The following is a 25,978-nucleotide window of genomic DNA, read 5'->3' as shown; positions in this document are numbered from 1 at the left end:
GGACCTCAGTAGCGCGCCACTATCGCGCCCAGTTCCCCCTCGGCGCGCAAGGCGTCCAGGGCCTCCTGCAGGCGCCCCACCAGGTCATCGGGCGTGGCCAGGTTCAGCGCCAGATAGAGCTCGGCCGTATGGAAGCGCTGCACCACCCTGAGGCCATCCAGGCCCTCCTGCTTGGCCAGGTAGCGCCCGCTCGGATCGGCGGTCACCCACAGGTCGATCTGGCCCTTGAGCAGCTTCTCCACGTTCTTGTTATCCCGCAGCGCGGTCTGCACCGGCAGGCCGCGGTCGATCAGGTACTGGCTGATGGCATCGCCCTTGTAGCCGCCGATGCGGTACTGCGCCGCCGCCTGCAGGTCGCCCAGCTGGATCGGGCTGTCGGCCTTGGCCATCAGCACCCAGTCGTTGCTGGCAATCGGCCCGACCCACTTGAACAGTTTCTCCCGCGCCGGCGTGCGGGCGGTGGAGAACAGGCCATAGCCCGGCTCGTTGAGCGCCTGCTGATAGACCCGTTCCCAGGGAAACCTGAGGATCTGCTGGCACTCGACCTGGGCGCGCTTGCAGACCGCGCGCAGGGTGTCGGAGCTGATGCCGGTGATGCCATCGTTCTTGGCGAAATTGCGGCCACTGACCGACTGATTGAAGGGGGCGAGGTTTTCGGTGAGCAGGACCAGGTTCTGGGCATGCGCCAGGCTGGCGCCAAGCAGCAGCACAACAACAGCGAGCAGCCGTACGGCAGGCATCGGGGACTCCGTGTCGAGAAACAGCGATAGGGGGCGCACGAGCGGCCTGAACGGCCGGTGCGCGGACGCTGAAATTTTAACGAAGCGGGTACGGCAGGTCTGTCGACTCCGCCGCACTCCATGCCGCTGGGCGTGCTCGGCCGGTCAGCGCACCACGATGCCACGGCTGGCCAGGTAGGCCTTGGCTTCCGGCACCGTGTACTCGCCGAAGTGGAAGATGCTCGCGGCCAGCACCGCGTCGGCCTTGCCCTCGAGGATGCCGGCGGCCAGGTGTTCGAGGTTGCCGACGCCGCCGGAGGCGATCACCGGGATGCCGACGAACTCGCTGATGGCGCGGGTGACGCCGAGGTCATAGCCGCTCTTCACACCGTCCTGGTCCATGCTGGTCAGGAGGATCTCGCCGGCGCCGAGGTCTTCCATCTTCTTCGCCCAGAGCACCGCGTCCAGGCCGGTGGGCTTGCGCCCGCCATGGGTGAAGATCTCCCAGCGCGGCGTCTCGCCGGGGCCGGAGACCTTCTTCGCGTCGATGGCAACGACGATGCACTGCGAGCCGAAACGCTGCGCCGCCTCGCCGACGAATTCCGGGTTGAACACCGCGGCGGTGTTGATCGACACCTTGTCGGCGCCGGCGTTGAGCAGGTTGCGGATGTCCTGCACGGTGCGCACGCCGCCGCCCACGGTCAGCGGGATAAACACCTGGCTGGCCATGCGCTCGACGGTGTGCAGGGTGGTGTCGCGGCCATCGACGCTGGCGGTGATGTCGAGGAAGGTGATCTCGTCGGCGCCCTGCTCGTCGTAGCGGCGGGCGATCTCCACCGGGTCGCCGGCGTCGCGGATGTTCTCGAACTGGACGCCCTTGACCACGCGGCCGTTGTCCACGTCGAGGCAGGGGATGATGCGTTTGGCGAGGGCCATGGCAATCTCTCTCGTAGGGTGCGCCGCGCGCACCGTAAACCGTCACAGGTGCGCGCGGCCTGGACGGCCGCGCACGCCCGACCTCAGCCGTTGTAGGCGTCGCAGTAGGCCTGGGCCTCGGCCACGTCCAGGGTGCCTTCGTAGATCGCCCGGCCGGTGATGGCGCCGATGATCCCCGGCGCCTTGGCGGCCAGCAGCTTGCCGATGTCGCCGAGGTTGTGGATGCCGCCGGAGGCGATCACCGGGATACGGCTGGCGGCGGCCAACGCGGCGGTGGCCTCGACGTTGCAGCCCTGCATCATGCCGTCCTTGGCGATGTCGGTGTAGACGATCGCCGAGACGCCATCGGCCTCGAAGCGCTTGGCCAGGTCGACCGCCTGCACGCTGCTGACCTCGGCCCAGCCGTCGGTGGCGACGAAACCGTCCTTGGCATCCAGGCCGACGATCACCTTGCCCGGGAAGGCCTTGCAGGCCTCGGCGACGAACTCGGGCTGCTTGACCGCCTTGGTGCCGATGATCACGTAGCTGACCCCGGCCTTGACGTAGTGCTCGATGGTTTCCAGGGAGCGGATGCCGCCGCCGATCTGGATCGGCAGGTTGGGATAGCGCTTGGCGATGGCGGTGACCACCTCGCCGTTGACCGGCTGGCCCTCGAAGGCGCCATTGAGGTCGACCAGGTGCAGCCGGCGGCAGCCGCCTTCCACCCACTTGGCGGCCATGCTCACCGGGTCGTCGGAAAACACCGTGGAGTCTTCCATACGGCCCTGGCGCAGACGCACGCAGGCGCCGTCCTTGAGATCGATAGCGGGGATAATCAGCATTGGGTGAACCTGTTCGAGTCTGTGGAAGTCGGTGCGGGTCAGCTCTTCTCGAGCGCCCACAAGTCGCTTTCGATGCTGTCGAACCTGTCCTTCAGGTGCGCCTGCACATCGAAGATCGCCTTGTTGTAAAACTGTGGGGCAATGTCACGGGCGAACAGGTCGAGTAGCTCCTGCACCTCGAAGCTGCCCAGTTGCAGCTCGAAGCGTTCGACCATGAAGCTCTGGAGCAGCCGCAGCGCGGCCTGCTCCTGCTCGCCCTCCAGGCGCAACTGCGGCGCCTGTAGCTTGCCCCGGCTCATCTACCAGCGGCCGTCCCAGGCGGCGAAGTTCTGCAGCAGCTGCAGGCCATGGGTGTGGCTCTTCTCCGGGTGGAACTGCACGGCGAAACGCGAGCCGTCGGCCAGCGCCGCGGCGAAGTCCTTGCCGTAATGGCCGCGACCGACCACCTGCTGGGCCTTGCCGGCCTCGACGTAGTAGCTGTGCACGAAGTAGAAGCGCGCCTGGTCGGGAATGTCGTGCCACAGCGGATGCCTGACCGACTGGCTCACCTGGTTCCAGCCCATGTGCGGCACCTTGAGCTGCTCGCCCTCTTCCACCAGGCCCTTGCCGAAGAAGCGCACCTGGCCGGGGAACAAGCCGATGCAGTCGACCCCGTCGTTCTCCTCGCTGCGCTCGAGCAGCGCCTGCATGCCGACGCAGATGCCAAGGAAGGGGCGATCCTGGCTGACCTCACGCACCAGCTGATCGAAGCCCAGGCGGCGGATCTCGGCCATGCAGTCGCGAATCGCGCCGACCCCGGGGAACACCACCCGGTCGGCCTCGCGGATCACCTGGGCGTCGCTGGTCACCAGCACCCGACCGGCGCCGACATGCTCCAGCGCCTTGGCCACCGAGTGCAGGTTGCCCATGCCATAGTCGATTACTGCAACTGTTTGCATTTACAGGCAACCCTTGGTCGACGGCATCTGCCCGGCCATGCGCTCGTCCAGGGTCACGGCCATGCGCAGGGCGCGGCCGAAGGCCTTGAATACGGTTTCGATCTGGTGGTGGGTGTTGCTGCCGCGCAGGTTATCGATATGCAGAGACACCAGGGCGTGGTTGACGAAGCCCTGGAAGAACTCCTGGAACAGGTCGACATCGAAGCCGCCGACCACCGCGCGGGTGAAGGGCACGTGCATCTGCAGCCCCGGGCGACCGGAGAAATCGATCACCACGCGCGACAGCGCCTCGTCCAGCGGCACGTAGGAATGGCCGTAGCGGGTCATGCCCTTCTTGTCGCCGATGGCCTTGGTGAAGGCCTGGCCGAGGGTGATGCCGACGTCCTCGACGGTGTGGTGGTCGTCGATATGCAGGTCGCCCTGGCACTCGATATCCAGGTCGATCAGGCCGTGACGGGCGATCTGGTCGAGCATGTGCTCGAGGAAGGGTACGCCGATAGCGAAGCGCGCCTTGCCGGTGCCATCCAGGTTGATCGAGACCTTGATCTGGGTCTCCAGGGTGTTGCGCTCGACGAATGCCGTACGTTCGGCCATCACCTGCTCCACAAAATCAGTGTGCGAAAGGGGCGACATTATAGGCCGATATGCTCGAAAGCTTGAAGCAAGCCGACCATTTGCAAGGAACTGCAGGCGCGCAACCCCAGCACCAGCCAGCCAGCGCTCGCGGACCGGGGAGGCGAGCATGCATCTGCTGAGCAGAAAAACCGCCTGTCCGAGGGGCCCGGGCGGTACGAGAAGAGCAGCCATAAGCGGTATTCTCTTGGCAGGCCCAGGGGCAGGCGCGACGGCGCAACAGTCGTCAGCAGTCTCTCCCCACCGGATGCCGAAGCCGCTACCTGCCTTGCCCACACCCCAACCGGCAAGGCGCCATCAATCAATCGAATAGCTACAGGTCGGAACATGCCCGTTATCGTCGAACGCCCCTCCCCTGCCAGCGCCCAGGACCTCATCGACCTGGCCAAGATCTACCGGGACGCGCCGGACTGGCTGCTGCCGCCCTATGCCGACGGCGAGGCGCTGATCCAGGCGAACCTCAACAGCGGCCGACTGCTCGCCGGGCGCTTCAACGACCGCCTGCTCGGCGCCGCCCTGCTCGAGCGCGGCGAGGACTGCTGGCGCCTGTCGCACCTGTGCGTGCGCGCCATTACGCGCAACCGCGGCGTCGCCCGGCGCCTGCTGGACGAGGCCAGCCGCATGGCGCGAGAGGCCGGCAAGCCACTGCACCTGGCCGCCCCCGAGGGCCAGCTGGAGGCCCGGGCACTGGCTGCGCGCCGCGGCCTGCCCCTGGACAGCCTCTGACCGCAGGACGCCCTCTTTCCAGGCGGCCGGCCAACCGGGAAGTGCCCGGGCTCTTGCTATGCTGTCGCCGCCCACGACCGCCGACACTCGAGGCGGCCTCCTCAGCCGCCCCCAGGAGCGACTGCGCCATGGACAGTATCGACACCCTGATAATCGGCGCCGGCGCCCTCGGCCTGGCCTGCGCCGCGCGCCTGGCCCGACCGGGACAGAGCAGCCTGATAGTCGAAGCGGAAAAGCTCATCGGCAGCCACACCTCCAGCCGCAACTCCGAGGTCATCCACGCCGGTCTGTACTACAGCCCAGGCTCACTGAAGGCCGAGCTGTGCCTGGAGGGCCGCGAGCGCCTGTACGCCTGGTGCGCCAAATACCGGGTCGGCCACCGGCGCCTGGGCAAGCTGCTGGTGGCGGTCAGCGAAGCCGAGCGCGCCAAGCTCGAGGCCCTCGCCGCCAATGCCGAGCGCTGCGGCGTGCGCGACCTGCAGGCGCTGGGCCACGACCAGCTGCACGAGCTGGAACCAGCGGTGCGCGGGGTCGCCGCCCTGCTGTCGCCGAGCACCGGGATCATCGACAGCCACGCCTACCTGCAGTCGCTGCTGGCCGCCGCCGAGCAGCGCGGCGCACAACTGGTCCTCGACACCCGGGTCGCGCACCTCGAGCCCGCTGGCGACGGCTGGATCGCCAGCGGCAGCAGTGCCGGCGAGCCGTTCCAGCTCAAGGCCCAGCGGGTGGTCAACGCCGCCGGCCTATTCGCCCAGCAGCTGGCGCGGCGTACCGCCAGCCTGGTAGCGACGCAGATTCCACCCCTGCACCTGTGCCAGGGGCGCTACTTCGCCTACAGCGGCCGCTCGCCCTTTCGCCACCTGATCTACCCGCTGCCGGAAGCCAACGGCGCCGGCCTGGGCATCCACGCCACCCTGGACCTGGCCGGCCAGCTGCGCTTCGGCCCCGACACCCGCTACCTCGAGCAGATCGACTACCGCGTCGATGAGCAGTTGCGCGAGCCGTTCGCCGAGGCGATCCGCCGCTATTTCCCGGCCCTCGACAGTGCCCGCCTGATGCCCGCCTACAGCGGCATCCGGGCGAAGCTCTGCGGCCCCGGGGAACCACCCGCCGACTTCATCATCCAAGGGCCTGGCGAGCACGGCCTGGCCGGGCTGGTCAACCTGTTCGGCATCGAGTCGCCGGGGCTGACCGCCAGCCTGGCCATCGCCGAGCGCGTGGCGCAGTCGCTTTGATCCACGCGGCGTTATACTTTCGCGTTCTCCCTCCATGCCATTCAAAACAAGGAATCGTCCATGAAAGCGCTCGGCAAGATCCTGGGTCTGTTTTTCCTCGGACTGTTGCTGATCATCGTGGCCCTGGGCTTCGCCCTGACCCACCTGTTCGATCCCAACGACTACAAAGACGAGATCCGTCAGCTGGCCCACGACAAGGCCAACCTGGAGCTGACGCTCAAAGGCGACATCGGCTGGAGCCTGTTCCCCTGGCTCGGCCTGGAGCTGACCGACGCCACCCTGGCCAGCGCCACCACGCCGAACCAGCCGTTCGCCGACCTGCGCCTGCTCGGCCTGTCGGTGCGCGTGCTGCCGCTGCTGCGCAAGGAAGTGCAGATGAGCGACATCCGCATCGACGGCCTCAACCTCAGCCTGCAGCGTGACGCCAAGGGCCGCGGCAACTGGGAAGACGTCGGCCGCCCCGCGCCTGCCGCCGGGTCCACGCCCGCGCCGAGCACGAGCGCCGGCAACGCGGCGAACGGCGAGGCGCCGGCCAGCCCGGCCGAACGCAGCCAGCCGATCAAGCTGGACATCGACAGCCTGATCGTCAACAACGCGCGCATCGACTACCGCGACGAGCGCAAGGGCCAGCAGTTCAGCGCCGAAAGCATCCAGCTGACCACCGGCGCCATCCGCGAAGGCACCAGCATCCCGGTCAAGCTCAGCGCCTTCTTCGGCACCAACCAGCCGCTGCTGCGTGCGCGCAGCGAACTGCAGGGCCGGCTGCGCTTCGACCGCGCGCTCAAGCGCTACCAGCTGGAGGGCACCCGCCTCTCCGGCGAGGCGTCGGGCGAACCGTTCGATGGCCAGACCCTGACCTACGCGCTGCAGGGCGAACTGCTGGTCGACCTGGCCGCCCAGGTCGCCGAATGGAATGGCCTGAAGCTCTCGGCCAACCAGCTGCGCGCCCTCGGCGAGCTCAAGGTGCGCGACCTGGACAAGACGGCGAAGCTGTCCGGCGGCCTGTCCATCGCGCCGCTCAACCTGCGCGATTTCCTCAGCGGCATCGGCCAACCATTGCCGCCGATGAGCGACGTCAAGGCCCTCGGCGAGTTCGAACTGGTCACCCGCCTGAACGGCACGCCGAACAGCCTGAGCCTGGACGAGCTGCAATTGAAGCTCGACGACAGCAGCTTCAGCGGCCAGCTGGCGGTCAGCGACCTGAGCAAGCAGGCCCTGCGGGTCAAGCTCAAGGGTGACAGCCTCAACCTCGACCGCTACCTGCCGCCGCCGGCCAAGGACACCGAGGATGCCGACAGCGCGCGCCGGGTCGAGGTCAAGGAAGCCGTCTCCCGTGCCGGCAGCAACGGCAGCAGTCCGCTGCCCGACGCGCCGACCCAGCAGGCCTGGAGCTCCAAGGCGCTGCTGCCGATCGACCAGCTGCGCAAGCTCGACCTGCAGCTGGCCCTCGACCTCGACCGACTGACCTTCGACCAGCAGGTGATCGACGCCTTGACCCTCAAGGCCAAGAGCGCCGCTGGCGTCGTGACCCTGGAGGAGTTGCGCGGCAAGCTCGGCGGCGGCAGCTTCGACGCCAAGGGCCGCATCGACGTGCGTCCGGCCATCCCCCTGCTCAGCCTGCAGCAGCGCCTCAAGCGGATTCAGCTCGAACCCTTCCTGAAGAGCGACGAGCAAGCCTCGCCGATCAAGGGACTGCTCGACCTGCAGGCCGACCTGAACACCAGCGGCAACAGCGAAAAGGCCTGGATCGACGGCCTCAATGGCACCGCCAGCTTTGCCCTCGCCGACGGCGTGCTGGTCGATGCCAACCTCGAGCACCAGCTGTGCCGGGGCATTGCCACCCTCAACCGCAAGGTCCCGAGCAACCCGCCAGGCGGCAAGGACACGCCGTTCGAGACCCTGCAGGGCACCCTGACCCTGCGCAATGGCGTGGCCAGCAACAACGACCTCAAGGCCCGCATCCCCGGCCTCAGCGCCAAGGGCGATGGCGACCTCGACCTGCGCGTACTCGGCCTCGACTACCGCGTCGGCGTCACCATCGAGGGCGACCAGCGCGCCATGCCCGACCCGGCCTGCCAGGTCAATGAGCGCTACGTCGGCATCGAGTGGCCGCTGCGCTGCCGCGGCCCCCTGGAACTCGGCGCCAAGGCCTGCCGGCTGGACCAGGAGGGCCTGGGCAAGATCGCCGCGCGCCTGGCCGGCGGCAAGCTCACCGAGAAGCTCGAGGAGAAGCTCGGCGACAAGGTCAGCCCGGAACTCAAGGACGCGCTCAAGGGCCTGTTCAAGCAATGAGTCCCGAGCAGTTTTCCGCGGCGGTACTCGACTGGTACGACAGCCACGGACGCAAGGATCTGCCCTGGCAACAGGGCATCAACCCCTACCGCGTGTGGGTCTCGGAAATCATGCTGCAGCAGACCCAGGTCAGCACCGTGCTCGGCTACTTCGACCGCTTCATGGCCGCGCTGCCGACCGTGCGCGACCTGGCCGAAGCGGCCGAGGACGAAGTGCTGCACCTGTGGACGGGCCTGGGTTACTACACCCGCGCCCGCAACCTGCAGAAGGCCGCGCGAATCGTCATGACCGAGCATGGCGGCGAGTTCCCCCGCGATGTCGAGACCCTGACCGCCCTGCCGGGCATCGGCCGCTCCACCGCCGGCGCCATCGCCAGCCTGAGCATGGGCCTGCGCGCGCCGATTCTCGACGGCAACGTCAAGCGCGTGCTGGCCCGCTATGTCGCCCAGCAGGGCTACCCCGGCGAGCCCAAGGTGGCGAAACAGCTGTGGCAGGTCGCCGAGCGCCTGACCCCGCAGGCCCGGGTCAATCACTACACCCAGGCGATGATGGACCTGGGCGCCACCCTCTGCACGCGCAGCAAGCCGAGCTGCCTGCTGTGCCCGCTGCGCGGCGGCTGCCAGGCGCACCTGCTCGGCCTGGAAATTCGCTACCCGATGCCCAAGCCACGCAAGGCCCTGCCGCAGAAACGCACGCTGATGCCGCTGCTGACCAATGGCGCCGGCGAGATCCTGCTCTACCGGCGCCCCTCCAGCGGCCTGTGGGGCGGCCTGTGGAGCCTCCCGGAACTCGACGACCTGCAGGGCCTCGACGCCCTGGCCGAACGCCACGCCCTGCGCCTCGGCGCGCGCCAGGAACTGGACGGGCTGACCCACACCTTCAGCCACTTCCAACTGACCATCGAGCCCTGGCTGATCCACGCAAAGGTCGCCGCCCACGCCGTGGCCGAGGCCGACTGGCTCTGGTATAACCTCGCCACCCCGCCGCGCCTGGGCCTCGCCGCCCCGGTGAAGAAACTGCTTAAGCGCGCGGCCGACACCCTCAATGCCCATCCCATTTCTGGAGAGCAGCCATGACCCGCACCGTGATGTGCCGCAAGCACAAGCAAGAACTGCCCGGCCTGGATCGCCCACCCTATCCGGGCGCCAAGGGCGAAGACATCTACAACAACGTCTCCAGGCAAGCCTGGGACGAATGGCAGAAGCACCAGACCCTGCTGATCAACGAACGCCGTCTGAACATGATGAACGCCGAGGACCGCAAGTTCCTCCAGGCCGAGATGGACAAGTTCCTCTCCGGCGAGGAATACGCCCAGGCTGAAGGCTATGTGCCGCCCAGCGAATAGGCCCTGAACGTAAACACCCGAAATAGTTAAATATTTTTCAATCTCGCGCTTGACAGGCATAAGCCAAAACCGTCTAATAGCGCCCCGTTGCCCAGGTAGCTCAGTCGGTAGAGCAGGGGATTGAAAATCCCCGTGTCGGCGGTTCGATTCCGTCCCTGGGCACCACCTTTCGTTTTCAGGTGGTGCCAAAACCACCCGAAAGCCCACAAGAAACCCGCCTAGTGCGGGTTTTTTGTTGCCTGTGATTCCCACCCCGGCCCTCGCCACCCCAGAACCTCGTGAGTAGATTCGTGAGTTGAACCGGTTCGGCCCAAGAATCTACTCACAGCAAGGCCACAGGGCGCCTGACTCGCAGGGCGTGCAAGGGGCGCCTCATGGCGCATACAGACGCCAGCATCCCACACCTCCACGCTGCCACAACCTGAAAGCAACCGAGTTGCGAATCCTGAAAAGGTGGGCACTAGCGCCACACGCCTGCCGGCAGAAGCCAGCCCCAGACCTTTGCCCCCGATGAAGACAGCCCCAATAGCGCCGCAGGCCCATGCGAGATACGCGCCGCGGCGACAGGTCGCTGGCCAGCCTGGATTTCTACCGCAGTTGATCTGAGTCAATCGCCGCGGCGCCTCCAACGAATAAATTTGGATCAGCCCGATTCAGAGGCTTTATGGGGGGAGCACCTCGAAAGCTGTTACAAAGAGCCATTCGTTTGCCTGAATGACCACCCGCAAACTGGCCCCCTACCTACTTGAAGTGAGCAAACTAGTGAAGAGAATTACTGCTTTCGTTTCTGCTGTAGCCACCATGGCCGCACTCGCAGGATGCTCCAGCCAGCCCAGTACCGCCGATCTGATGCGCGCCCATGCCGACGCCGCCCAAGCCAATGTCGATCTGCGCACGCAGTTGGCCAGCGACTGGGATAGAGGTTCAGAGCTGATCCGTAACGGCGAGAAGCGGGTAGAAAAAGGCGAAAAGCAGATCAGCTCTGCCGAAGAAAACCTGAGAAAAGGAAATGAGCAGGTTGCCCAGGGCAGAAATGAAGTTACTGAAGGGCAAAAGCTCATCCAAGAAAGCGAACAGAAGTTTCGCGAACTTTTCCCGACCCTTGAGCTTAAAACCGGCTCCTGATCAGACAGCCGCGGCTTAAAAGACGCTCCGGCGGGATCTCACCCGCCGGCCTCACTTGTGCCGACCAGGCGCGCAAATCCGAGCCCCAAATGGCTCTCCACCTCTACCACCGTCTCGGCTCACTTGAGGCCGGCGCTTGGCTTAGATACGCCCAACCCAGCCAGTCAGCTGTGGCTCTGATTCGCAATTCCAGAGCCGTTAGCCAGACGCTGCGACCGAAGCAACGGGAAAAGCGCCTAGACCAGAACCTGGCGCCTCGGAGCTGGCCGATGAACTACTGGCGCGAGAGTCGCGCCAATGTCGACGGAGAGGCGCTGCGAAACCCAGCGACATGGATAACACAGGCTGCTTCCCGGCATCGGTTAACGCCCGGGGAGGCCATTACTCGGCGCAGATCAGCGGGACCGCTGCGCAGGGCGCAAGCACGCGACACTCCCCCTCCACGCCAGCAGCCATCAGCCGCTCGAGTTCCTCGACGGGCATCGGCCGGCCGAACAGGTAGCCCTGGAAGCTCTGGCAGCCCATCCCCAGCAGCGCCCTGTACTGCTCATCGGTCTCGACGCCCTCGGCGATCACCTCCAGCTTGAGGCTGCTGGCCAGCGCGCAGATGGCGCGAATGATCGACGCGCTGTTTCCGTCCTCCGGCAAGGCTTTGACAAAGGACTGGTCGATCTTCAGCTGATCGAGAGGCAAGCGCTGCAGATAGGCCAGCGATGAGTAGCCAGTGCCGAAGTCGTCGATCGAGAATCGGATGCCCAGCGCCTTTAACGCGTTCATCCGGATGACCGCGCCCGGCAGATCGTCCAGCAGCAGCGTTTCGGTCAGTTCAAGCTTGAGCCGCTGCGGATTCGCGCCACTCTGCTCCAGGAGCAGGACCAGGCGCTCGACAAAATCCGCCTGATATAGAAACCGCGCACTGACGTTGACCGACAGGCTGAGCGACTCCGCTTGCGGATGGTTGCGCCATAGCGCCAGCTGACGACAGGTCTGCTTGAGCATCTGGAGATCCAGCTCATCGATCAGCCCTGCCTGCTCGGCGACCTCGATAAAGGCTACGGGGGAAAGCAGACCGCGCTGCGGATGCTGCCAGCGAGCGAGCGCCTCGGCGCCGATCAAGCCGCCCTTCCCATCCAGCTGCGGCTGCAGATAGAGGATGAAACCGTTCGTTTGCAGCCCCTCGCGAATCTCCTCCTCGAGGCGCAAGCGCTTGCTGACAGCCTCCTGCATCCGTGGATCGAAGAAGCGCACCGCATTTTTGCCCGCGGCCTTGGCGGCATACATCGACAGGTCGGCGCGCTTCATCAGCTCCTCGACCGGACAGGCGTCGTCGCTAAACAGCACGACACCGATGCTGGTGCTGCTGCGCAAGGTCAATGGGCCGATCCGGTAAGGCGCACCGACAGCCCTCAGCAGCTGTTCGGCTACGTGTTCAGCCTGAGCCGCTACCGCTTCCGGCGGACCGGCAAGACCCTCCAGCATCACCACGAACTCGTCACCACCCAGGCGCGCCACGGTATCGCTGGACCTCACGGCGCCAGTGAGGCGCTCGGCGGCCAGCCGCAGGAGTTCGTCTCCGGCTTGATGCCCATGAAAGTCGTTGATGTTCTTGAAATTGTCCAAGTCGAGAAACATCAGCGCCGAACTCTGCGCGCTGCGCACGCTGGTGGCCATCGCATGCTGCAGGCGATCGAGCAGCAGGCGCCTGTTCGGCAGCCCGGTAAGCGGATCGAAGAAGGCCAGTCGCTCGATATGCTCCTGGGCCGCTTGGCGCTCCGAAACATCGGCAAACGAGGCGACGTAATTGATGACCTGCCACTGCGCGTTGCGCACTGCGTTGATCGACAACCACTCGGGGAACACCTCGCCGTTTTTCCGCCGGTTCCACACCTCGCCATGCCAGGAGTCCGTCTCTTTGAGCTGTTGCCACATCGCCTGATAGAACGCCTGGCTCTGCCGCCCGGAGCTGAGCAGACTGGTCTTCTGGCCGATGACCTCCGCACGGCTGTAACCGGTGATGGCGCAGAACGCCTCGTTGACTCGCAGGATGCGATTGCTGGCATCGGTAATGAGCATGCCGTTCAGCGAATTGAAGGCGATGGCCGCTATCCGCAGCTCTCGCTCGTCATCTGTACGCTGCAATATCTCCTTGAGCATCAGCCCCAGCAACAGCGTGGCGACCGGCATCACCAGCAGCACCGGCACGCCCACTTGCTGCAAGGCGAACGCGACATACTCGCTGGGCAGCAGGCTGTAGAGCAGCAGACCCAGTACTTGCAGGATCAAGCCGAAGGCGAGCAATTGCGAGACCCCTACGCCGACTCGCCGGCGCAGGTAGAGTCGTCGGTAGACGAGACCCAAGCCTACCGATAAAAGGATCTCGGCAAGACCGGACCACATGCCGACGCCGCCCAGCCAGACCCGAAAGCCACTCGCTATCGCCCCAGCCACGCCGGCAACCAGCGGCCCGCTGAACAACGCAGCCATGCTCAGGATGACGCTGCGGGCATCCAGGATCAGTCCATCGGCCAGGGTGATCGGGGTCAGCATGCCGAACACGCTGGTGCCCCCAAACAACAGCGCCGCCATCAGCTGGCCGACAGTACTATTGGCGCCCCAGAAACGGACGTTGAGCGCTTGCAGCCAGCACAGTGACAGGAGCACTGCGGCGCCTTGAACAAGGTCGTAGAACAATTTGCGAGTCGCTCCACCTGAGCAGTGATATCAGTCGATTAGCTACAGGCTGAGATCCATTGCCAACCAGCATGTGCTCGCCACAGGCGCATTGGAGCATGCGCGCGGCGTGGCGCTACTGACCTGCGTCAGTCGAACAGCCTGGACAGGACACTTGAATCGCTCCCCGCCGACAGGCAGCGTTCCGGGCGCTGCCCGGCAGCGACTGACCGGTCGACCTGCCAGGCGAAGTGACTTGGAACACAGGCCCCAGCAATCCGGCACATAAACGAAAATGCGGAACGCATCACGTTTTGTCCGATCTAAAAACCCACGCGGCTGGTTTATCATCGCGCGACCGCAGACATTCGGGCGCCCACAAGCGCATACACCTGCGCGCTCAGCATCCGGCCGAGCGCGTAAACGCAACGGTAGGCCATTCAACATGCAAAGCACGGCATCGGAACAGCGCACGCTTCACTCGATGCGCCAACACATCGACCTGATGGTGGCGAAAGGCTGGTCGATCACTGGCCGAGATCCGCTGCGCCTCGAGTCCGCTGGTCGCACCTGCGTGGTCCGCCACGGCATCCTGATCAGCGAGCTCAAAGCCGCTTAGCTGCCCAGGGCCCGCAGGTTGCCGTTGCAACTGAGCGCAACTGGCCGCCCCCTTCCAGATAGAACATCGCGACTTGCCGCTGACAAATAGGGGCACCTACCCCAGCTGCGACCGATTGCCGGCCAACAGACGCACCTCGGCCATCGCTCAGCCCCCACGGGCAACACCGCATTAGCATTCTTGCATTCGCGCGACAGGCAGCTGCAACCAGGCGACACCCGTGACCGATCAGGCTAAAGCCGCCCAGTAAACGGCTTGGCGGTCAGCGAAACGCTATGCTAGCTTGGCGCCACGCCAGGAAGGCCTGACCATAGCCCGGAGCGCATCCGAACGAGAAGAGGACCCCCCATGGCCGAGGCCACGCCCGCGCTGGAAATTCGTAATCTGCACAAACGCTACGGCGACCTCGAGGTGCTCAAGGGCATCTCCCTCACGGCCAAAGATGGCGACGTGATTTCCATCCTCGGCTCCTCCGGCTCCGGCAAGTCGACCTTTCTGCGCTGCATCAACCTGCTGGAGAACCCCAACCAGGGCCAGATACTCGTCGCCGGAGAAGAGCTCAAGCTCAAACCCGGCAAGCAGGGCGAACTGGTCGCGGCGGACAACCGGCAGATCAATCGCCTGCGCAGCGAACTGGGCTTTGTCTTCCAGAACTTCAACCTGTGGCCGCACATGAGCGTGCTCGACAACATCATCGAGGCGCCGCGCCGGGTGCTGGGCCTGAGCAAGGCCGAGGCCACCGAGCGCGCCGAGGCCTTGCTGGCCAAGGTCGGCATCGCCGACAAGCGCCATGTCTACCCCAACCAGCTGTCCGGCGGCCAGCAGCAGCGCGCGGCCATCGCCCGCACGCTGTGCATGGAGCCCAAGGTGATCCTGTTCGACGAGCCGACTTCGGCCCTCGACCCGGAGATGGTCCAGGAAGTGCTCAACGTGATCCGCGCCCTGGCCGAAGAAGGCCGCACTATGCTGCTGGTGACCCACGAGATGAACTTTGCCCGCCAGGTGTCCAGTGAAGTGGTGTTTCTGCACCAGGGCCTGGTCGAGGAGCAGGGTCCGCCGGCGCTGGTGTTCGACAACCCGCAATCGGCGCGCTGCAAACAGTTCATGTCCAGCAATCACTAAAATGGAGCTACATCGCATGCAGAAATATAAGAAGATCCTGCTGGCTGCGGCCGCCACCCTGGCCTTCGGCACCAGCGCCGTGGCCGCCGACAAGCTGAAGATCGGTACCGAAGGCGCCTACCCCCCCTTCAACCTGATCGACGCCAGCGGGCAGGTGGTCGGCTTCGACATCGAGATCGCCCAGGCCCTGTGCGCCAAGATGCAGGCCGAGTGCGAAGTGGTCACCTCCGACTGGGACGGCATCATCCCGGCGCTGAACGCCAAGAAGTTCGACTTCCTGGTGGCCTCGATGTCGATCACCGAAGAGCGCCAGCAGGCGGTCGACTTCACCGAGCCCTACTACACCAACAAGCTGCAGTTCATCGCCCCGAAAGGCAGTGAGTTCAAGACCGACGAAGCCAGCCTCAAGGGCAAGGTGATCGGCGCCCAGCGCGCGACCATCGCCGGCACCTGGCTGGAAGACAACCTCGATGACGTGGTCGACATCAAGCTCTACGACACCCAGGAGAACGCCTACCTCGACCTGTCCTCGGGCCGCCTCGACGGCGTACTGGCCGACACCTTCGTCAACTGGGAATGGCTCAAGAGCGACGCCGGCAAGGGCTTCGAGTTCAAGGGCGAGCCTGTGTTCGACAACGACAAGATCGGCATCGCCGTGCGCAAGGGCGACCCGCTGCGCGAGAAGCTCAATGCCGCGCTGAAGGAAATCGTCGCCGACGGCACCTACAAGCAGATCAACGACAAGTACTTCCCGTTCAGCATCTACTGAGCAGCCTGTCCTGCGTCGCCGCTGCCGGCGACGCAGGCACCTGAGCCTCCATGACCCTAGACCTCTACGGATTCGGCCCCGCCCTGGCCGCCGGCACCCTGATGACCATCAAGCTGGCGCTCAGCGCGCTCAGCGTGGGTCTGGTGCTCGGCCTGCTCGGCGCCCTGGCCAAGACCTCGCCGTACAAGCCGCTGCAATGGCTCGGCGGCACCTATTCGACCATCGTGCGCGGCGTACCCGAGTTACTCTGGGTGCTGCTGATCTATTTCGGCACGGTCAACCTGATGCGCGAACTGGCCGACCTGCTCGGCATGGAAAGCCTGGAGCTGTCGCCCTTCGCCGCCGGCACCATCGCCCTCGGCCTGTGCTTCGGCGCCTACGCCACCGAGGTGTTCCGCGGCGCCATCCTGGCCATCCCCAAGGGCCATCGTGAAGCCGGCCAGGCCCTCGGCCTGTCCAAGCCGCGAATCTTCTGGCGCCTGATCCTTCCGCAGATGTGGCGCATCGCCCTGCCGGGGCTGGGCAACCTGTTCATGATCCTGATGAAGGACACCGCGCTGGTCTCGGTGATCGGCCTGGAGGAGATCATGCGCCGCTCGCAGATTGCGGTGACCTCGAGCAAGGAACCCTTCACCTTCTTCCTGGTGGCAGCGCTGATCTACCTCGGCCTGACCATCCTCGCCATGATCGGCCTGTATTTCCTCGAGAAACGCGCCAGTCGTGGCTTCGTCAGGAGCGCCGCATGAACTGGGAAGTCATCATCAAGTGGCTGCCACGCCTGGCCGAAGGCGCCCTGCTGACCCTGGAGCTGGTCGGCATCGCGGTGATCGCCGGGTTGATCCTGGCGATCCCCATGGGCATCGCCCGCGCGTCCAAGCACTGGTACGTGCGCGCCCTGCCCTACGGCTACATCTTCTTCTTCCGCGGCACGCCGCTGCTGGTGCAGCTGTTCCTGGTCTACTACGGCCTGGCGCAGTTCGACGCGGTGCGTGAAGGCCCACTGTGGCCCTACCTGCGCGACGCCTACTGGTGCGCCATCATCACCATGACCCTGCACACCGCGGCCTACATCGCCGAGATCCTCCGTGGCGCCATCCAGGCCGTACCGTCGGGTGAGGTCGAGGCAGCGCGAGCGCTGGGCATGGCACGCTGGCAGACCATGCTCTATATCGTCCTGCCGCGGGCCGCGCGCATCGGCCTACCGGCCTACAGCAACGAAGTGATCCTGATGCTCAAGGCCAGCGCCCTGGCCAGCACCGTGACCCTGCTGGAACTCACCGGCATGGCCCGCACCATCATTGCCCGCACCTACCTGCCGGTGGAGATCTTCTTCGCCGCCGGCCTCTTCTACCTGGGCATCGCCTTCGTCCTGGTGCGCGCCTTCAAGCTGCTGGAGCACTGGCTGCGCGTCGACGCCTGCCAGGGTCGCTGACGCTGTCGCCAGCGACCCTGCCCACCATGCCAGCACACCCCCTCAGTGGCGACGCCCTGCTCCAGCGCTTCCAGGCGCTGGATGCGTTGCTGACCGGGCATCAGCACCTCTGGCGACCGCAACCCTTCACCCAGCACCGGCTGCCCTGGGAAGACAGCCATCCCGAGCTGTCCCGCTGGTTGCGCGCCCGCAGCCTTGAACAGGCCGAAGCCGACCATGGCCAACCCCATCTGCTGGACGCCCCAGAGCCCTTTGCCGAACTCGCCAGACAGGCCAACGCACTGGCCCAGCTCGGCGAACTGCCACCACGGCCCCAGCCCGAACTGCCCGCCCGTTTCTCGCTCGATGTGCCGGGTCGCAAATGGCAGCAGATACAGGCCTTCGCCAGCCGCCTGCAGTTTCAAGGCGAACCACGGCACTGGCTCGACTGGTGCGCCGGCAAGGGCCACCTCGGTCGCCTGCTGGCCCATGATGGCCGCCCGCTGACCTGCCTGGAGCACGACCCACAGCTGGTAGAGAGCGGCCAGCGCCTCAGCCAGCGCCTGGGGCTCGCCGCCAGGCATCTGCGCCAGGACGTGCTGGCCATGGATACCGCTGAGCGACTGCTAGCCGAGCACACCCCGGTCGCCCTGCACGCCTGCGGCGATCTGCATATGCGGCTGATGCACCTGGCCAGCCAGGCCGGCTGCAGCCAACTGGCCATCGCCCCCTGCTGCTACAACCGCATCGCCACCCCCGACTACCAGCCCCTATCGGCCGCCGCGAAGGCCTCGGCCTTGCACCTGTCGCGGGACGACCTCGCCCTACCGCTCAAGGAGACCGTCACCGCCGGTGCCCGGGTACGCCGCCAACGGGACCTGTCCATGGCCCGGCGGCTGGCCTTCGACCTGCTGCAGCGGCGGCTGCGCGGCGTCGATGAATACCTGCCAACGCCCTCACTGCCACCGGCCTGGCTGGACAAGGACTTCTCCAGCTACTGCCGCGACCTGGCAACCCTCAAGGGGCTGGCCGACCCCGGCCCGACTCGCGACTGGTCGGGCCTGCTGGCACAGGGCTGGCAGCGCCTGGCCGAGGTGCGCAACCTCGAGCTGCTGCGCGCCCTGTTTCGCCGCCCGCTGGAACTGTGGCTGCTACTCGACCGCGCGCTTTACCTGCAGGATCAGGGCTTCGCCGTGCGCCTGGGCACCTTCTGCACCCGACAGCTCAGCCCGCGCAACCTGCTGCTGCTCGCCGAACGACCCGCCTGCGAGTTGCCCACACAATCTGTGGATAACTGTGTTGATAGATTCTGAGCAAACGCCTGCAAAGCCCTGCCTATCACCCCATGGGTTATCTGCTGCTTTTTTGGCCAGTTGATAAACATCAACAAAAACAGCCCCTTACACAAGTCCGTGAACGACCTCACAGTTCTTCTCGACCTCGGCCGCACTAGCCTATCCATTGTGCATAAGCACCTGACTGCTGATAGCCGGGACTGTTTCGATCTGCGCCGGAACGGCTTTACTCGCACAAACTAATGGATATAATGGCGGCCCTTCAGTGCCGGTATAGCTCAGCTGGTAGAGCAACTGACTTGTAATCAGTAGGTCCCGGGTTCGACTCCTGGTGCCGGCACCATCAAGATCAAAAGGGCTTGCAGCGATGCAGGCCTTTGTCGTTTCTGTGCCCCGAGTTGATTGGGGGCTCCGTGCCATCCTAAGCAACGCTTGCAGATGATGCACTCAGCCGACAAGCTAGGCAGCGCACCCGCGGCCTGGACTATGAGGCAAATCTTTCCCATGCGAATTCTGGTCACCGGCGGTGCCGGCTTTATCGGCTCGGCACTGATCCGCCATCTGTTGAACGAAACCGAGCACCAGGTGCTCAATCTGGACAAACTGACCTACGCCGGCAACCTCGAGTCCCTGGCCAGTGTCGCCGGCAACCCGCGCTATCAGTTTCTCCAGGCCGACATCGGCGACCAGGCCACGGTGGCCGAGGCGCTCGCCCAGTTCCAGCCGGATGCACTGATGCACCTGGCCGCCGAGTCCCATGTCGACCGCTCCATCGACGGTCCGGCCGAGTTCATTCAAACCAACATCGTCGGCACCTACAGCCTGCTGGAAGCCACCCGCGCCTACTGGTCGGCGCTGCCGGCCGAGCGCAAGCAGGCGTTTCGCTTCCATCACATTTCCACCGATGAGGTCTACGGCGACCTGCACGGTGTCGACGACCTGTTCAGCGAAACCACGCCCTACGCCCCCAGCTCACCCTATTCGGCGAGCAAGGCGGCCTCGGACCACCTGGTACGCGCCTGGCAGCGCACCTACGGGCTGCCGGTACTGCTGACCAACTGTTCGAACAACTACGGCCCCTATCACTTCCCGGAGAAGCTGATACCCCTGGTGATCCTCAACGCCCTGGACAGCAAGCCGCTGCCTGTCTATGGCAACGGTCAGCAAGTGCGCGACTGGCTGTACGTCGAGGACCACGCCCGTGCCCTGCTCAAGGTGGTGACCGAGGGCCAGGTCGGCGAGACCTACAATATCGGCGGCCACAACGAACAGAAGAACCTGCACGTGGTGGAAAGCATCTGCGCGCTGCTGGATGAGCTGGCGCCGCGCCAACAAGGCGGCGCCTACCGCGAGCAGATCACCTTCGTCGCCGATCGTCCCGGCCACGACCAGCGCTACGCCATCGACGCCAGCAAGATCGAGCGCGAACTGGGCTGGAAGCCCCAGGAAACCTTCGCCAGCGGCCTGCGCAAGACCGTGCGCTGGTACCTGGACAACCTCGACTGGTGCCGTCGCGTCCAGGACGGCAGCTATCAACGCGAGCGCCTCGGCGCCCTGACGGAGCGACAGCCATGAAAGGCATCATCCTCGCCGGCGGTTCCGGCACCCGCCTGCACCCGATCACCCTGGGCGTGTCCAAGCAGCTGCTGCCGATCTACGACAAGCCGATGATCTACTACCCGATCTCGGTACTGATGCTCGCCGGCATCCGCGACATCCTGATCATCTCCACCCCCCACGACCTGCCGCAGTTCGAGAAGATGCTCGGCGACGGCAGCCAGTTCGGCGTGCGCTTCTGCTATGCCGAACAGCCCTCGCCGGACGGCCTGGCCCAGGCCTTCCTGATCGGCGAGTCGTTTATCGGTAGCGACCCGGTGTGCCTGATCCTCGGCGACAACATCTTCCACGGCCAGCACTTCGGCGAACAACTGCAGCGCGCGGCCAGCCACCCTAGCGGTGCCACCGTGTTCGGCTACTGGGTCAGTGACCCCGAGCGTTTCGGCGTGGTCGAATTCGACGCCCAGGGACGCGCCATTTCCATCGAGGAGAAGCCGGCCAAGCCGAAGTCCAGCTATGCCGTCACCGGCCTGTACTTCTACGACAACGACGTGGTCGAGATCGCCAAGGCGGTGAAACCGTCGACCCGCGGCGAGCTGGAGATCACCGACATCAACAACGCCTACCTCAAGCGCGGCGACCTGCGCGTCGAGCGCTTCGGCCGCGGCTTCGCCTGGCTCGACACCGGCACCCACGACAGCCTGCTGGAAGCGTCGCAGTACGTGCAGACCATCGAGCACCGCCAGGGGCTGAAGGTCGCCTGTCTGGAGGAAATTGCCTACGGGCATGGCTGGATCGATCGCGACCAGCTGCTCCGCCAGGCCCAGGCCTTCGGCAAGACCGGCTACGGCCAGTACCTGTTCAAGCTGGCGGAGGAGCATGCATGAACGTCATCCAGACCGACCTTCCAGGCGTACTGATCCTCGAGCCCAAGGTGTTCGGCGATGAGCGCGGCTTCTTCTACGAGAGCTTCAACGCCCGCGCCTTCGCCGAGGCCACCGGCCTGACCCGCGAGTTTGTCCAGGACAACCATTCGCGCTCGCAGCGTGGCGTGCTGCGCGGCCTGCACTACCAGGTGCAGCAGGCCCAGGGCAAGCTGGTGCGGGTGACCGCCGGCGAAGTTTACGACGTGGCCGTGGATATCCGCCGCGCCTCGCCCACCTTCGGCCGCTGGATAGGCGTGCAGCTGTCCGCCGAGAACAAACGCCAGCTGTGGGTGCCGGAGGGCTTTGCCCACGGCTTCCTGGTGCTCAGCGAGTTCGCCGAATTCCTCTACAAGACCACCGACTACTACGCCCCGGCCCACGAGCGCTGCATCCGCTGGGACGACCCGAGCCTGGCCATCGACTGGCCGCTCGTCACCGCGCCGCAACTGTCGGCCAAGGATCAGGCCGGCCTCCCGCTCAACGAGGCGGAGCTGTTCCCATGAAAATCCTGTTGCTCGGCCAGCACGGCCAGGTCAGCCGCGAGCTGCAACTGAGTCTTGCGGGGCAGGCAGAACTGGTGGTGCGCGGACGCGACCAGCTCGACCTCGGTCAGCCCGAGCAGATTCGCCGGCAGGTCCGCGAACTGCGCCCGGCGCTGATCATCAATGCCGCCGCGCACACCGCGGTCGACCAGGCCGAAAGCGAGCCCGAGCTGGCCTTCGCGATCAACGCCACGGCCCCCGGCGTCCTGGCCGAGGAGGCGGCGGTCCTGGGCGCGCCGCTGATCCACTACTCCACCGACTACGTGTTCGACGGCGGCAAGGCGGCATCCTACACCGAGGACGACACGCCCAACCCGCTGGGCGTCTACGGCCAGAGCAAGCTGGCCGGCGAACAGGCCATCCGGGCCGCCGGTGGCGAGCACCTGATCCTTCGCACCAGCTGGGTGTACTCGCTGCACGGGCGCAACTTCCTGCTGACCATGCAGCGCCTGCTGCAGGAGCGCGACAGCCTCAATGTGGTGGCCGACCAGATCGGCGCGCCCACCTGGGCCGGCAGCATCGCCCGCGCCAGCGCCGAGCTGATCGCCCACTGGCGTGCCGGCCAGGCCGGCCCCTGGGGCACTTACCACCTGACTGGGCAGGGCGAGACCTCCTGGTTCGGCTTCGCCAGTGCCATCGCCGAACAGCTGCGCGCCCAGGGCAAGCCTGCCGCCCAGCTCGAAGCAATTCCGACCAGCGCCTATCCGACCCCGGCGCAGCGCCCGCTCAACTCGCGCCTGGACTGCACGCGCTTGCAGCACGACTGGCATATCCAGCTGCCGGACTGGGATGACGCCTTGCTGGAGTGCCTGGCCAGTCCGCGCTAGGAGTCGAAGCCAACCCCCCAGGCCGCAGCCCGGCGCGGCCCGGGCTTGATCGACCGCTCGAGCCAGCCAACGCCGGGTTGTCGAGCGCCCACCGTTGAACAGCAGGATCAGCCGCCGCTCGCGCGCCAGATCCAGGCCCCCCCGGTGGAGCGCCCTCCCTGGCGCCGCCTGGTCCGACAATTGCTTCAGGCTCGGTTCCGGGGCGCCTCGTCCCTTACTAAACTGAGCCTTACCGCGACCGAGTCATCCGCCCATGCCCTCCACCGCATTACACAGCCGCCCGCGCTGGCGCAGCCTGGCCCTGCTGGCGCTGATCCTGGCGTCGCTGCTCTGGCCCCTGCAGCAGTTGGCCGAACGCTATTACCGTGACGCACTGGACAGGCAGAGCGGCCAGACCCTCGACCTCTACGTGGCCAACCTGCTCGGCACCTTGCGCCGCTACGAGGTGCTGCCGCCGATCCTCAGCCAGCTGCCGGCCCTGCGCCAGCTGCTGCATGAGGGCGACCAGGCCCCGCTGCACGAGCGCGCCAACCGTCTGCTCGACGACCTGCAGCAGCAGACCGGCGCCGACGTGATCTACCTGATGGACGTCGACGGGCAGACCCTGGCGGCCTCCAACTGGCAGCGGCCGGACAGCTTCGTCGCGCGCAATTTTTCCTACCGGCCCTATTTCATCGAGGCCATGCAGGGCCGCGCCGGGCGCTTCTTCGGCCTCGGCACCACCTCGCGCAAGCGCGGCTATTTCTTCGCCTCGCCGGTACGCGAAGGCCAGCAGATCATCGGCGTGCTGGTGGTCAAGGTCGATCTGGACCACAGCGAAACCCTCTGGGGCAGTCGCCCGGAGCAGTTACTGGTGACCGACAACCATGGCGTGGTGATCCTCACCTCCAACGCCGATTGGCGCTTCCATGCCACCCGCAAGCTGGACAAGGCCGAACGGGCGACCATCGCCGACACCCAGCCCTACCTGATCCAGTCGCCGCCGCCGCTGCGCCTCGATGACAGTGCCTGGCTGCGCCAGGCGCGCGACCTGGAGGACATCGGCTGGACGGCCAGCATTCTCGCGCCGCGCAGCCTGCTCGACCGCCCCGTGCGCGCGGCCGTTGCCATCGGCGGCGCCGCGCTGCTGGTGCTCATCCTGCTGCTCGGCCTGCTGATGCAACGGCGCCGCCACTACCTCGAGCGCATCGCCCTGGACGCGCAAGCCCGTCAGCAGCTGGAGCAACGGGTACAGGAGCGCACCCATGACCTGGAACTGCTCAACAGCCGCCTGAAACAGGAGGTGCTGGAGCGCGAGCAGGCCCAGCAGGAGCTGGTGCGCGCCCAGGACGAACTGGTCCAGGCCGGCAAGCTGTCGGCCCTCGGCACCATGAGCGCGAGCATCAGCCACGAGCTCAACCAGCCCCTGGCGGCGATTCGCAGCTATGCCGACAACGCCGGCGTGCTGCTCGACCACCAGCGCGGCGCGGACGCCCGCGAAAACCTGCGCCTGATCAGCCAGCTCACCGAGCGCATGGCCTCGATCATCGCCCACCTGCGCGCCTTCGCCCGCCGCGATCGCCACGCCCCGGAGAGCGTCGCCCTGCAGCCGGCCATCGACGATGCCCTGGCGCTGCTGGCCAAGCGCCGGCGGGGCTTGCAGGTCGAGCTGATTCGCGACCTGCCGGACGCCACCCTGTGGGTCCAGGCCGGCGAGACCCGCCTGCGCCAGGTGCTCGGCAACCTCCTGGCCAATGCCCTCGATGCCCTGGCCGAAGTGCCGCCGCCGCGGCGCCTGTGGCTCAGCGCCGGGCGCACCGCCGAGGGCGTCGAGCTGCAGCTGCGCGACAATGGCCCGGGCTTCTCCGCCGAGGCCCTGCAACGCGCCCGCGAGCCCTTCTTCACCACCAAGACCAGCGCCCAGGGCCTCGGCCTGGGCCTGGCGATCTGCGATACCCTGATGCGTGCCCTGGGTGGCGAGCTGCTGCTGGCCAACCACCCCGCCGGCGGCGCCCTGTTGACCCTGCGCCTGCGCACCGCCGAGCACGGCGTGAATATCCAGCCGCCTGAGGACTCTGCCCCATGACCCTGCCCCTCGACGCCCGCACCCAGGTCCTGCTGATCGACGACGATCCCCACCTGCGCCAGGCCCTGAGCCAGACCCTCGACCTGGCCGGCCTCAAGGTCGCCAGCCTGGCCGATGCCCAGGGCGCCGCCGCGCGCATCGAGCGCGACTGGCCGGGGGTGGTGGTCAGCGATATCCGCATGCCGGGCATCGACGGCCTGCAGCTGCTCGAACAGCTGCACCAGCAGGACCCGGAGCTGCCGGTGCTGCTGATCACCGGCCACGGCGACGTGCCCCTGGCGGTGCAGGCGATGCGCGCCGGCGCCTACGACTTCCTCGAGAAGCCCTTTCCCAGCGAGCACCTGCTCGACAGCGTGCGCCGCGCCCTGGCCCTGCGCCGCCTGGTGCTGGACAACCGCAGCCTGCGCCTGGCCCTGAGCGACCGCAACGAGCTGTCGGCCCGCCTGGTCGGCCAGTCCGCCGCCATGCTGCGCCTGCGCGAGCAGATCGGCGCCCTCGCCGGGATCGCCGCGGACGTGCTGATCCTCGGTGAAACCGGCGCCGGCAAGGAGGTGGTGGCGCGCGCCCTGCACGATCTGTCCAGTCGCCGCGGCGGGCCCTTCGTGGCGATCAACGCCGGCGCCCTGGCCGAGTCGGTGGTGGAAAGCGAGCTGTTCGGCCACGAACCGGGGGCCTTTACCGGCGCGCAGAAGCGCCGTATCGGCAAGTTCGAGTTCGCCAACGGCGGCACCCTGTTCCTCGACGAGATCGAGAGCATGAGCCTGGAGGTGCAGGTCAAGCTGCTGCGCCTGCTGCAGGAGCGGGTGGTCGAACGCCTCGGCGGCAACCAGCTGATTCCCCTGGACATCCGGGTGATCGCCGCGACCAAGGAAGACCTGCGCCAGGCCGCCGATCAGGGGCGCTTCCGCGCCGACCTGTACTACCGGCTGAACGTTGCGCCGCTGCGCATCCCGCCGCTGCGCGAACGCGGCGACGACATCCTGCTGCTGTTCCAGCACTTCGCCGACGCCGCCGGCAGCCGCCACGGCCTGCCGCTGCGCGAGCTGCAATCGGCCCAGTGCGCGCAGCTGCTGCGCCATCCCTGGCCGGGCAACGTGCGCGAGCTGCAGAACGCCGCCGAGCGCTTCGCCCTGGGCCTGGACCTGGACCTCGGCCTGGAGCTGCAGCTCGAGTCCCCGGCTCCGGGCGACGACGCGGCGCCGAGCGGCAACCTCAGCGAGCAGGTAGAAGCCTTCGAGCGGGCGCTGATCGCCGCCGAGCTGGGCCGCCCCCACAGTTCGCTGCGCAGCGTGGCCGAGGCCCTCGGCGTGCCGCGCAAGACCCTGCACGACAAACTGCGCAAGCACGGCCTGAGCTTCGCCGATGCTGGCGGAAGCTCGCCAGACGAGGCCGGGTGACTGGCGGA

The 25,978-nt window shown here is 66.4% G+C and carries 25 protein-coding genes and 2 tRNA genes; 20 read left to right on the top strand and 7 right to left on the bottom strand.

All coding sequences use genetic code 11. From position 1 onward, the window contains the following. Window positions 1-5: 5 nt before the first annotated feature. The 6 genes from LPB260_RS07145 to hisB form a co-directional block, all read right to left on the bottom strand. The gene (locus LPB260_RS07145) at window positions 6-740 is read right to left on the bottom strand and encodes an ABC transporter substrate-binding protein (protein WP_208708002.1); all 735 of its coding nucleotides are present in this window, start codon (window positions 738-740) and stop codon (window positions 6-8) included. A gap of 144 nt (window positions 741-884) precedes the next feature. After that, a complete protein-coding gene (gene hisF, locus LPB260_RS07140) occupies window positions 885-1,655 on the bottom strand; it encodes an imidazole glycerol phosphate synthase subunit HisF (RefSeq protein WP_208708001.1) in 771 nt (256 codons plus the stop codon). Window positions 1,656-1,738: 83 nt separating this feature from the next. Further along, a complete protein-coding gene (gene hisA, locus LPB260_RS07135; protein WP_208708000.1) occupies window positions 1,739-2,476 on the bottom strand; it encodes a 1-(5-phosphoribosyl)-5-[(5-phosphoribosylamino)methylideneamino]imidazole-4-carboxamide isomerase in 738 nt (245 codons plus the stop codon). Window positions 2,477-2,514: 38 nt separating this feature from the next. Beyond that, window positions 2,515-2,775 (bottom strand): DUF2164 domain-containing protein, encoded by a 261-nt coding sequence (locus tag LPB260_RS07130; RefSeq protein WP_208707999.1) that lies wholly within the window; start codon window positions 2,773-2,775, stop codon window positions 2,515-2,517. Continuing rightward, window positions 2,776-3,414 (bottom strand): imidazole glycerol phosphate synthase subunit HisH, encoded by a 639-nt coding sequence (hisH, locus tag LPB260_RS07125; RefSeq protein WP_208707998.1) that lies wholly within the window; start codon window positions 3,412-3,414, stop codon window positions 2,776-2,778. It abuts the gene before it with no gap. Further along, the gene (gene hisB / locus LPB260_RS07120) at window positions 3,415-4,008 is read right to left on the bottom strand and encodes an imidazoleglycerol-phosphate dehydratase HisB (RefSeq protein WP_208707997.1); all 594 of its coding nucleotides are present in this window, start codon (window positions 4,006-4,008) and stop codon (window positions 3,415-3,417) included. A gap of 366 nt (window positions 4,009-4,374) precedes the next feature. Here hisB and LPB260_RS07115 point away from each other — a divergent pair, with 366 nt between their 5' ends. The 7 genes from LPB260_RS07115 to LPB260_RS07085 all read left to right on the top strand — a co-directional run bounded on the left by LPB260_RS07115 (window position 4,375) and on the right by LPB260_RS07085 (window position 10,770). After that, window positions 4,375-4,773, top strand: coding sequence for an acetyl-CoA sensor PanZ family protein (locus LPB260_RS07115; RefSeq protein WP_208707996.1), 399 nt, complete (start codon window positions 4,375-4,377; stop codon window positions 4,771-4,773). A gap of 128 nt (window positions 4,774-4,901) precedes the next feature. Continuing rightward, on the top strand, window positions 4,902-6,008 hold the full coding sequence (locus tag LPB260_RS07110) for an NAD(P)/FAD-dependent oxidoreductase (RefSeq protein ID WP_208707995.1): 1,107 nt from the start codon (window positions 4,902-4,904) through the stop codon (window positions 6,006-6,008). Between the two features lie 60 nt (window positions 6,009-6,068). Further along, window positions 6,069-8,300 (top strand): AsmA family protein, encoded by a 2,232-nt coding sequence (locus LPB260_RS07105; protein WP_208707994.1) that lies wholly within the window; start codon window positions 6,069-6,071, stop codon window positions 8,298-8,300. After that, the gene (gene mutY, locus LPB260_RS07100) at window positions 8,297-9,376 is read left to right on the top strand and encodes an A/G-specific adenine glycosylase (protein ID WP_208707993.1); all 1,080 of its coding nucleotides are present in this window, start codon (window positions 8,297-8,299) and stop codon (window positions 9,374-9,376) included. The genes LPB260_RS07105 and mutY overlap by 4 nt, the downstream gene beginning before the upstream one ends. After that, window positions 9,373-9,645, top strand: a complete 273-nt coding sequence (locus tag LPB260_RS07095) for an oxidative damage protection protein (RefSeq protein ID WP_208707992.1) — start codon at window positions 9,373-9,375, stop codon at window positions 9,643-9,645. Before mutY ends, LPB260_RS07095 begins: the two co-directional genes overlap by 4 nt. Window positions 9,646-9,734: 89 nt before the next feature. Next, window positions 9,735-9,810, top strand: a tRNA-Phe gene (locus tag LPB260_RS07090). A 549-nt stretch (window positions 9,811-10,359) separates the two neighbouring features. Then, window positions 10,360-10,770 carry a hypothetical protein gene (locus LPB260_RS07085; protein ID WP_208707991.1) on the top strand — a complete coding sequence of 137 codons (411 nt, stop codon included), beginning with the start codon at window positions 10,360-10,362 and terminating at the stop codon, window positions 10,768-10,770. 381 nt (window positions 10,771-11,151) lie between these two features. Here the strand turns inward: LPB260_RS07085 and LPB260_RS07080 are convergent, their stop codons facing one another. Further along, entirely contained in the window at window positions 11,152-13,419 is a 2,268-nt protein-coding gene (locus tag LPB260_RS07080; protein WP_371926164.1) for a putative bifunctional diguanylate cyclase/phosphodiesterase, read from the bottom strand. Between the two features lie 505 nt (window positions 13,420-13,924). Between LPB260_RS07080 and LPB260_RS29005 the strand changes: the two genes are divergently transcribed. The 13 genes from LPB260_RS29005 (at window position 13,925) to LPB260_RS07020 (ending at window position 25,970) form a co-directional block, all read left to right on the top strand. Next, a complete protein-coding gene (locus tag LPB260_RS29005; protein ID WP_256625541.1) occupies window positions 13,925-14,059 on the top strand; it encodes a hypothetical protein in 135 nt (44 codons plus the stop codon). A 348-nt stretch (window positions 14,060-14,407) separates the two neighbouring features. Next, window positions 14,408-15,181, top strand: coding sequence for an ABC transporter ATP-binding protein (locus LPB260_RS07075; RefSeq protein WP_208707989.1), 774 nt, complete (start codon window positions 14,408-14,410; stop codon window positions 15,179-15,181). A 16-nt stretch (window positions 15,182-15,197) separates the two neighbouring features. After that, on the top strand, window positions 15,198-15,950 hold the full coding sequence (locus LPB260_RS07070) for an ABC transporter substrate-binding protein (protein WP_208707988.1): 753 nt from the start codon (window positions 15,198-15,200) through the stop codon (window positions 15,948-15,950). A gap of 50 nt (window positions 15,951-16,000) precedes the next feature. Continuing rightward, window positions 16,001-16,696 (top strand): ABC transporter permease, encoded by a 696-nt coding sequence (locus LPB260_RS07065; protein WP_208707987.1) that lies wholly within the window; start codon window positions 16,001-16,003, stop codon window positions 16,694-16,696. Then, window positions 16,693-17,382, top strand: a complete 690-nt coding sequence (locus LPB260_RS07060) for an ABC transporter permease (RefSeq protein WP_208707986.1) — start codon at window positions 16,693-16,695, stop codon at window positions 17,380-17,382. Before LPB260_RS07065 ends, LPB260_RS07060 begins: the two co-directional genes overlap by 4 nt. Before the next feature lie 26 nt (window positions 17,383-17,408). Next, window positions 17,409-18,674 (top strand): methyltransferase, encoded by a 1,266-nt coding sequence (locus LPB260_RS07055; RefSeq protein WP_208707985.1) that lies wholly within the window; start codon window positions 17,409-17,411, stop codon window positions 18,672-18,674. Between the two features lie 249 nt (window positions 18,675-18,923). Continuing rightward, window positions 18,924-18,999 (top strand) — tRNA-Thr (locus LPB260_RS07050). 161 nt (window positions 19,000-19,160) lie between these two features. Continuing rightward, window positions 19,161-20,231, top strand: a complete 1,071-nt coding sequence (gene rfbB / locus LPB260_RS07045) for a dTDP-glucose 4,6-dehydratase (protein ID WP_208707984.1) — start codon at window positions 19,161-19,163, stop codon at window positions 20,229-20,231. Continuing rightward, the gene (gene rfbA, locus LPB260_RS07040) at window positions 20,228-21,100 is read left to right on the top strand and encodes a glucose-1-phosphate thymidylyltransferase RfbA (RefSeq protein ID WP_208707983.1); all 873 of its coding nucleotides are present in this window, start codon (window positions 20,228-20,230) and stop codon (window positions 21,098-21,100) included. The genes rfbB and rfbA overlap by 4 nt, the downstream gene beginning before the upstream one ends. Beyond that, a complete protein-coding gene (gene rfbC, locus LPB260_RS07035) occupies window positions 21,097-21,642 on the top strand; it encodes a dTDP-4-dehydrorhamnose 3,5-epimerase (RefSeq protein WP_208707982.1) in 546 nt (181 codons plus the stop codon). The genes rfbA and rfbC overlap by 4 nt, the downstream gene beginning before the upstream one ends. After that, window positions 21,639-22,508 carry a dTDP-4-dehydrorhamnose reductase gene (gene rfbD / locus LPB260_RS07030; RefSeq protein ID WP_208707981.1) on the top strand — a complete coding sequence of 290 codons (870 nt, stop codon included), beginning with the start codon at window positions 21,639-21,641 and terminating at the stop codon, window positions 22,506-22,508. The genes rfbC and rfbD overlap by 4 nt, the downstream gene beginning before the upstream one ends. Window positions 22,509-22,761: 253 nt before the next feature. Then, entirely contained in the window at window positions 22,762-24,573 is a 1,812-nt protein-coding gene (locus tag LPB260_RS07025; protein WP_208707980.1) for an ATP-binding protein, read from the top strand. Next, a complete protein-coding gene (locus LPB260_RS07020; RefSeq protein ID WP_208707979.1) occupies window positions 24,570-25,970 on the top strand; it encodes a sigma-54 dependent transcriptional regulator in 1,401 nt (466 codons plus the stop codon). Before LPB260_RS07025 ends, LPB260_RS07020 begins: the two co-directional genes overlap by 4 nt. Window positions 25,971-25,978 lie beyond the last annotated feature (8 nt).

The sequence above is a fragment of the Pseudomonas sp. LPB0260 genome (assembly GCF_013388395.1).
Note: the sequence above shows the minus strand (reverse complement) of the source record. Positions and strands in the feature narration are given on the sequence as shown.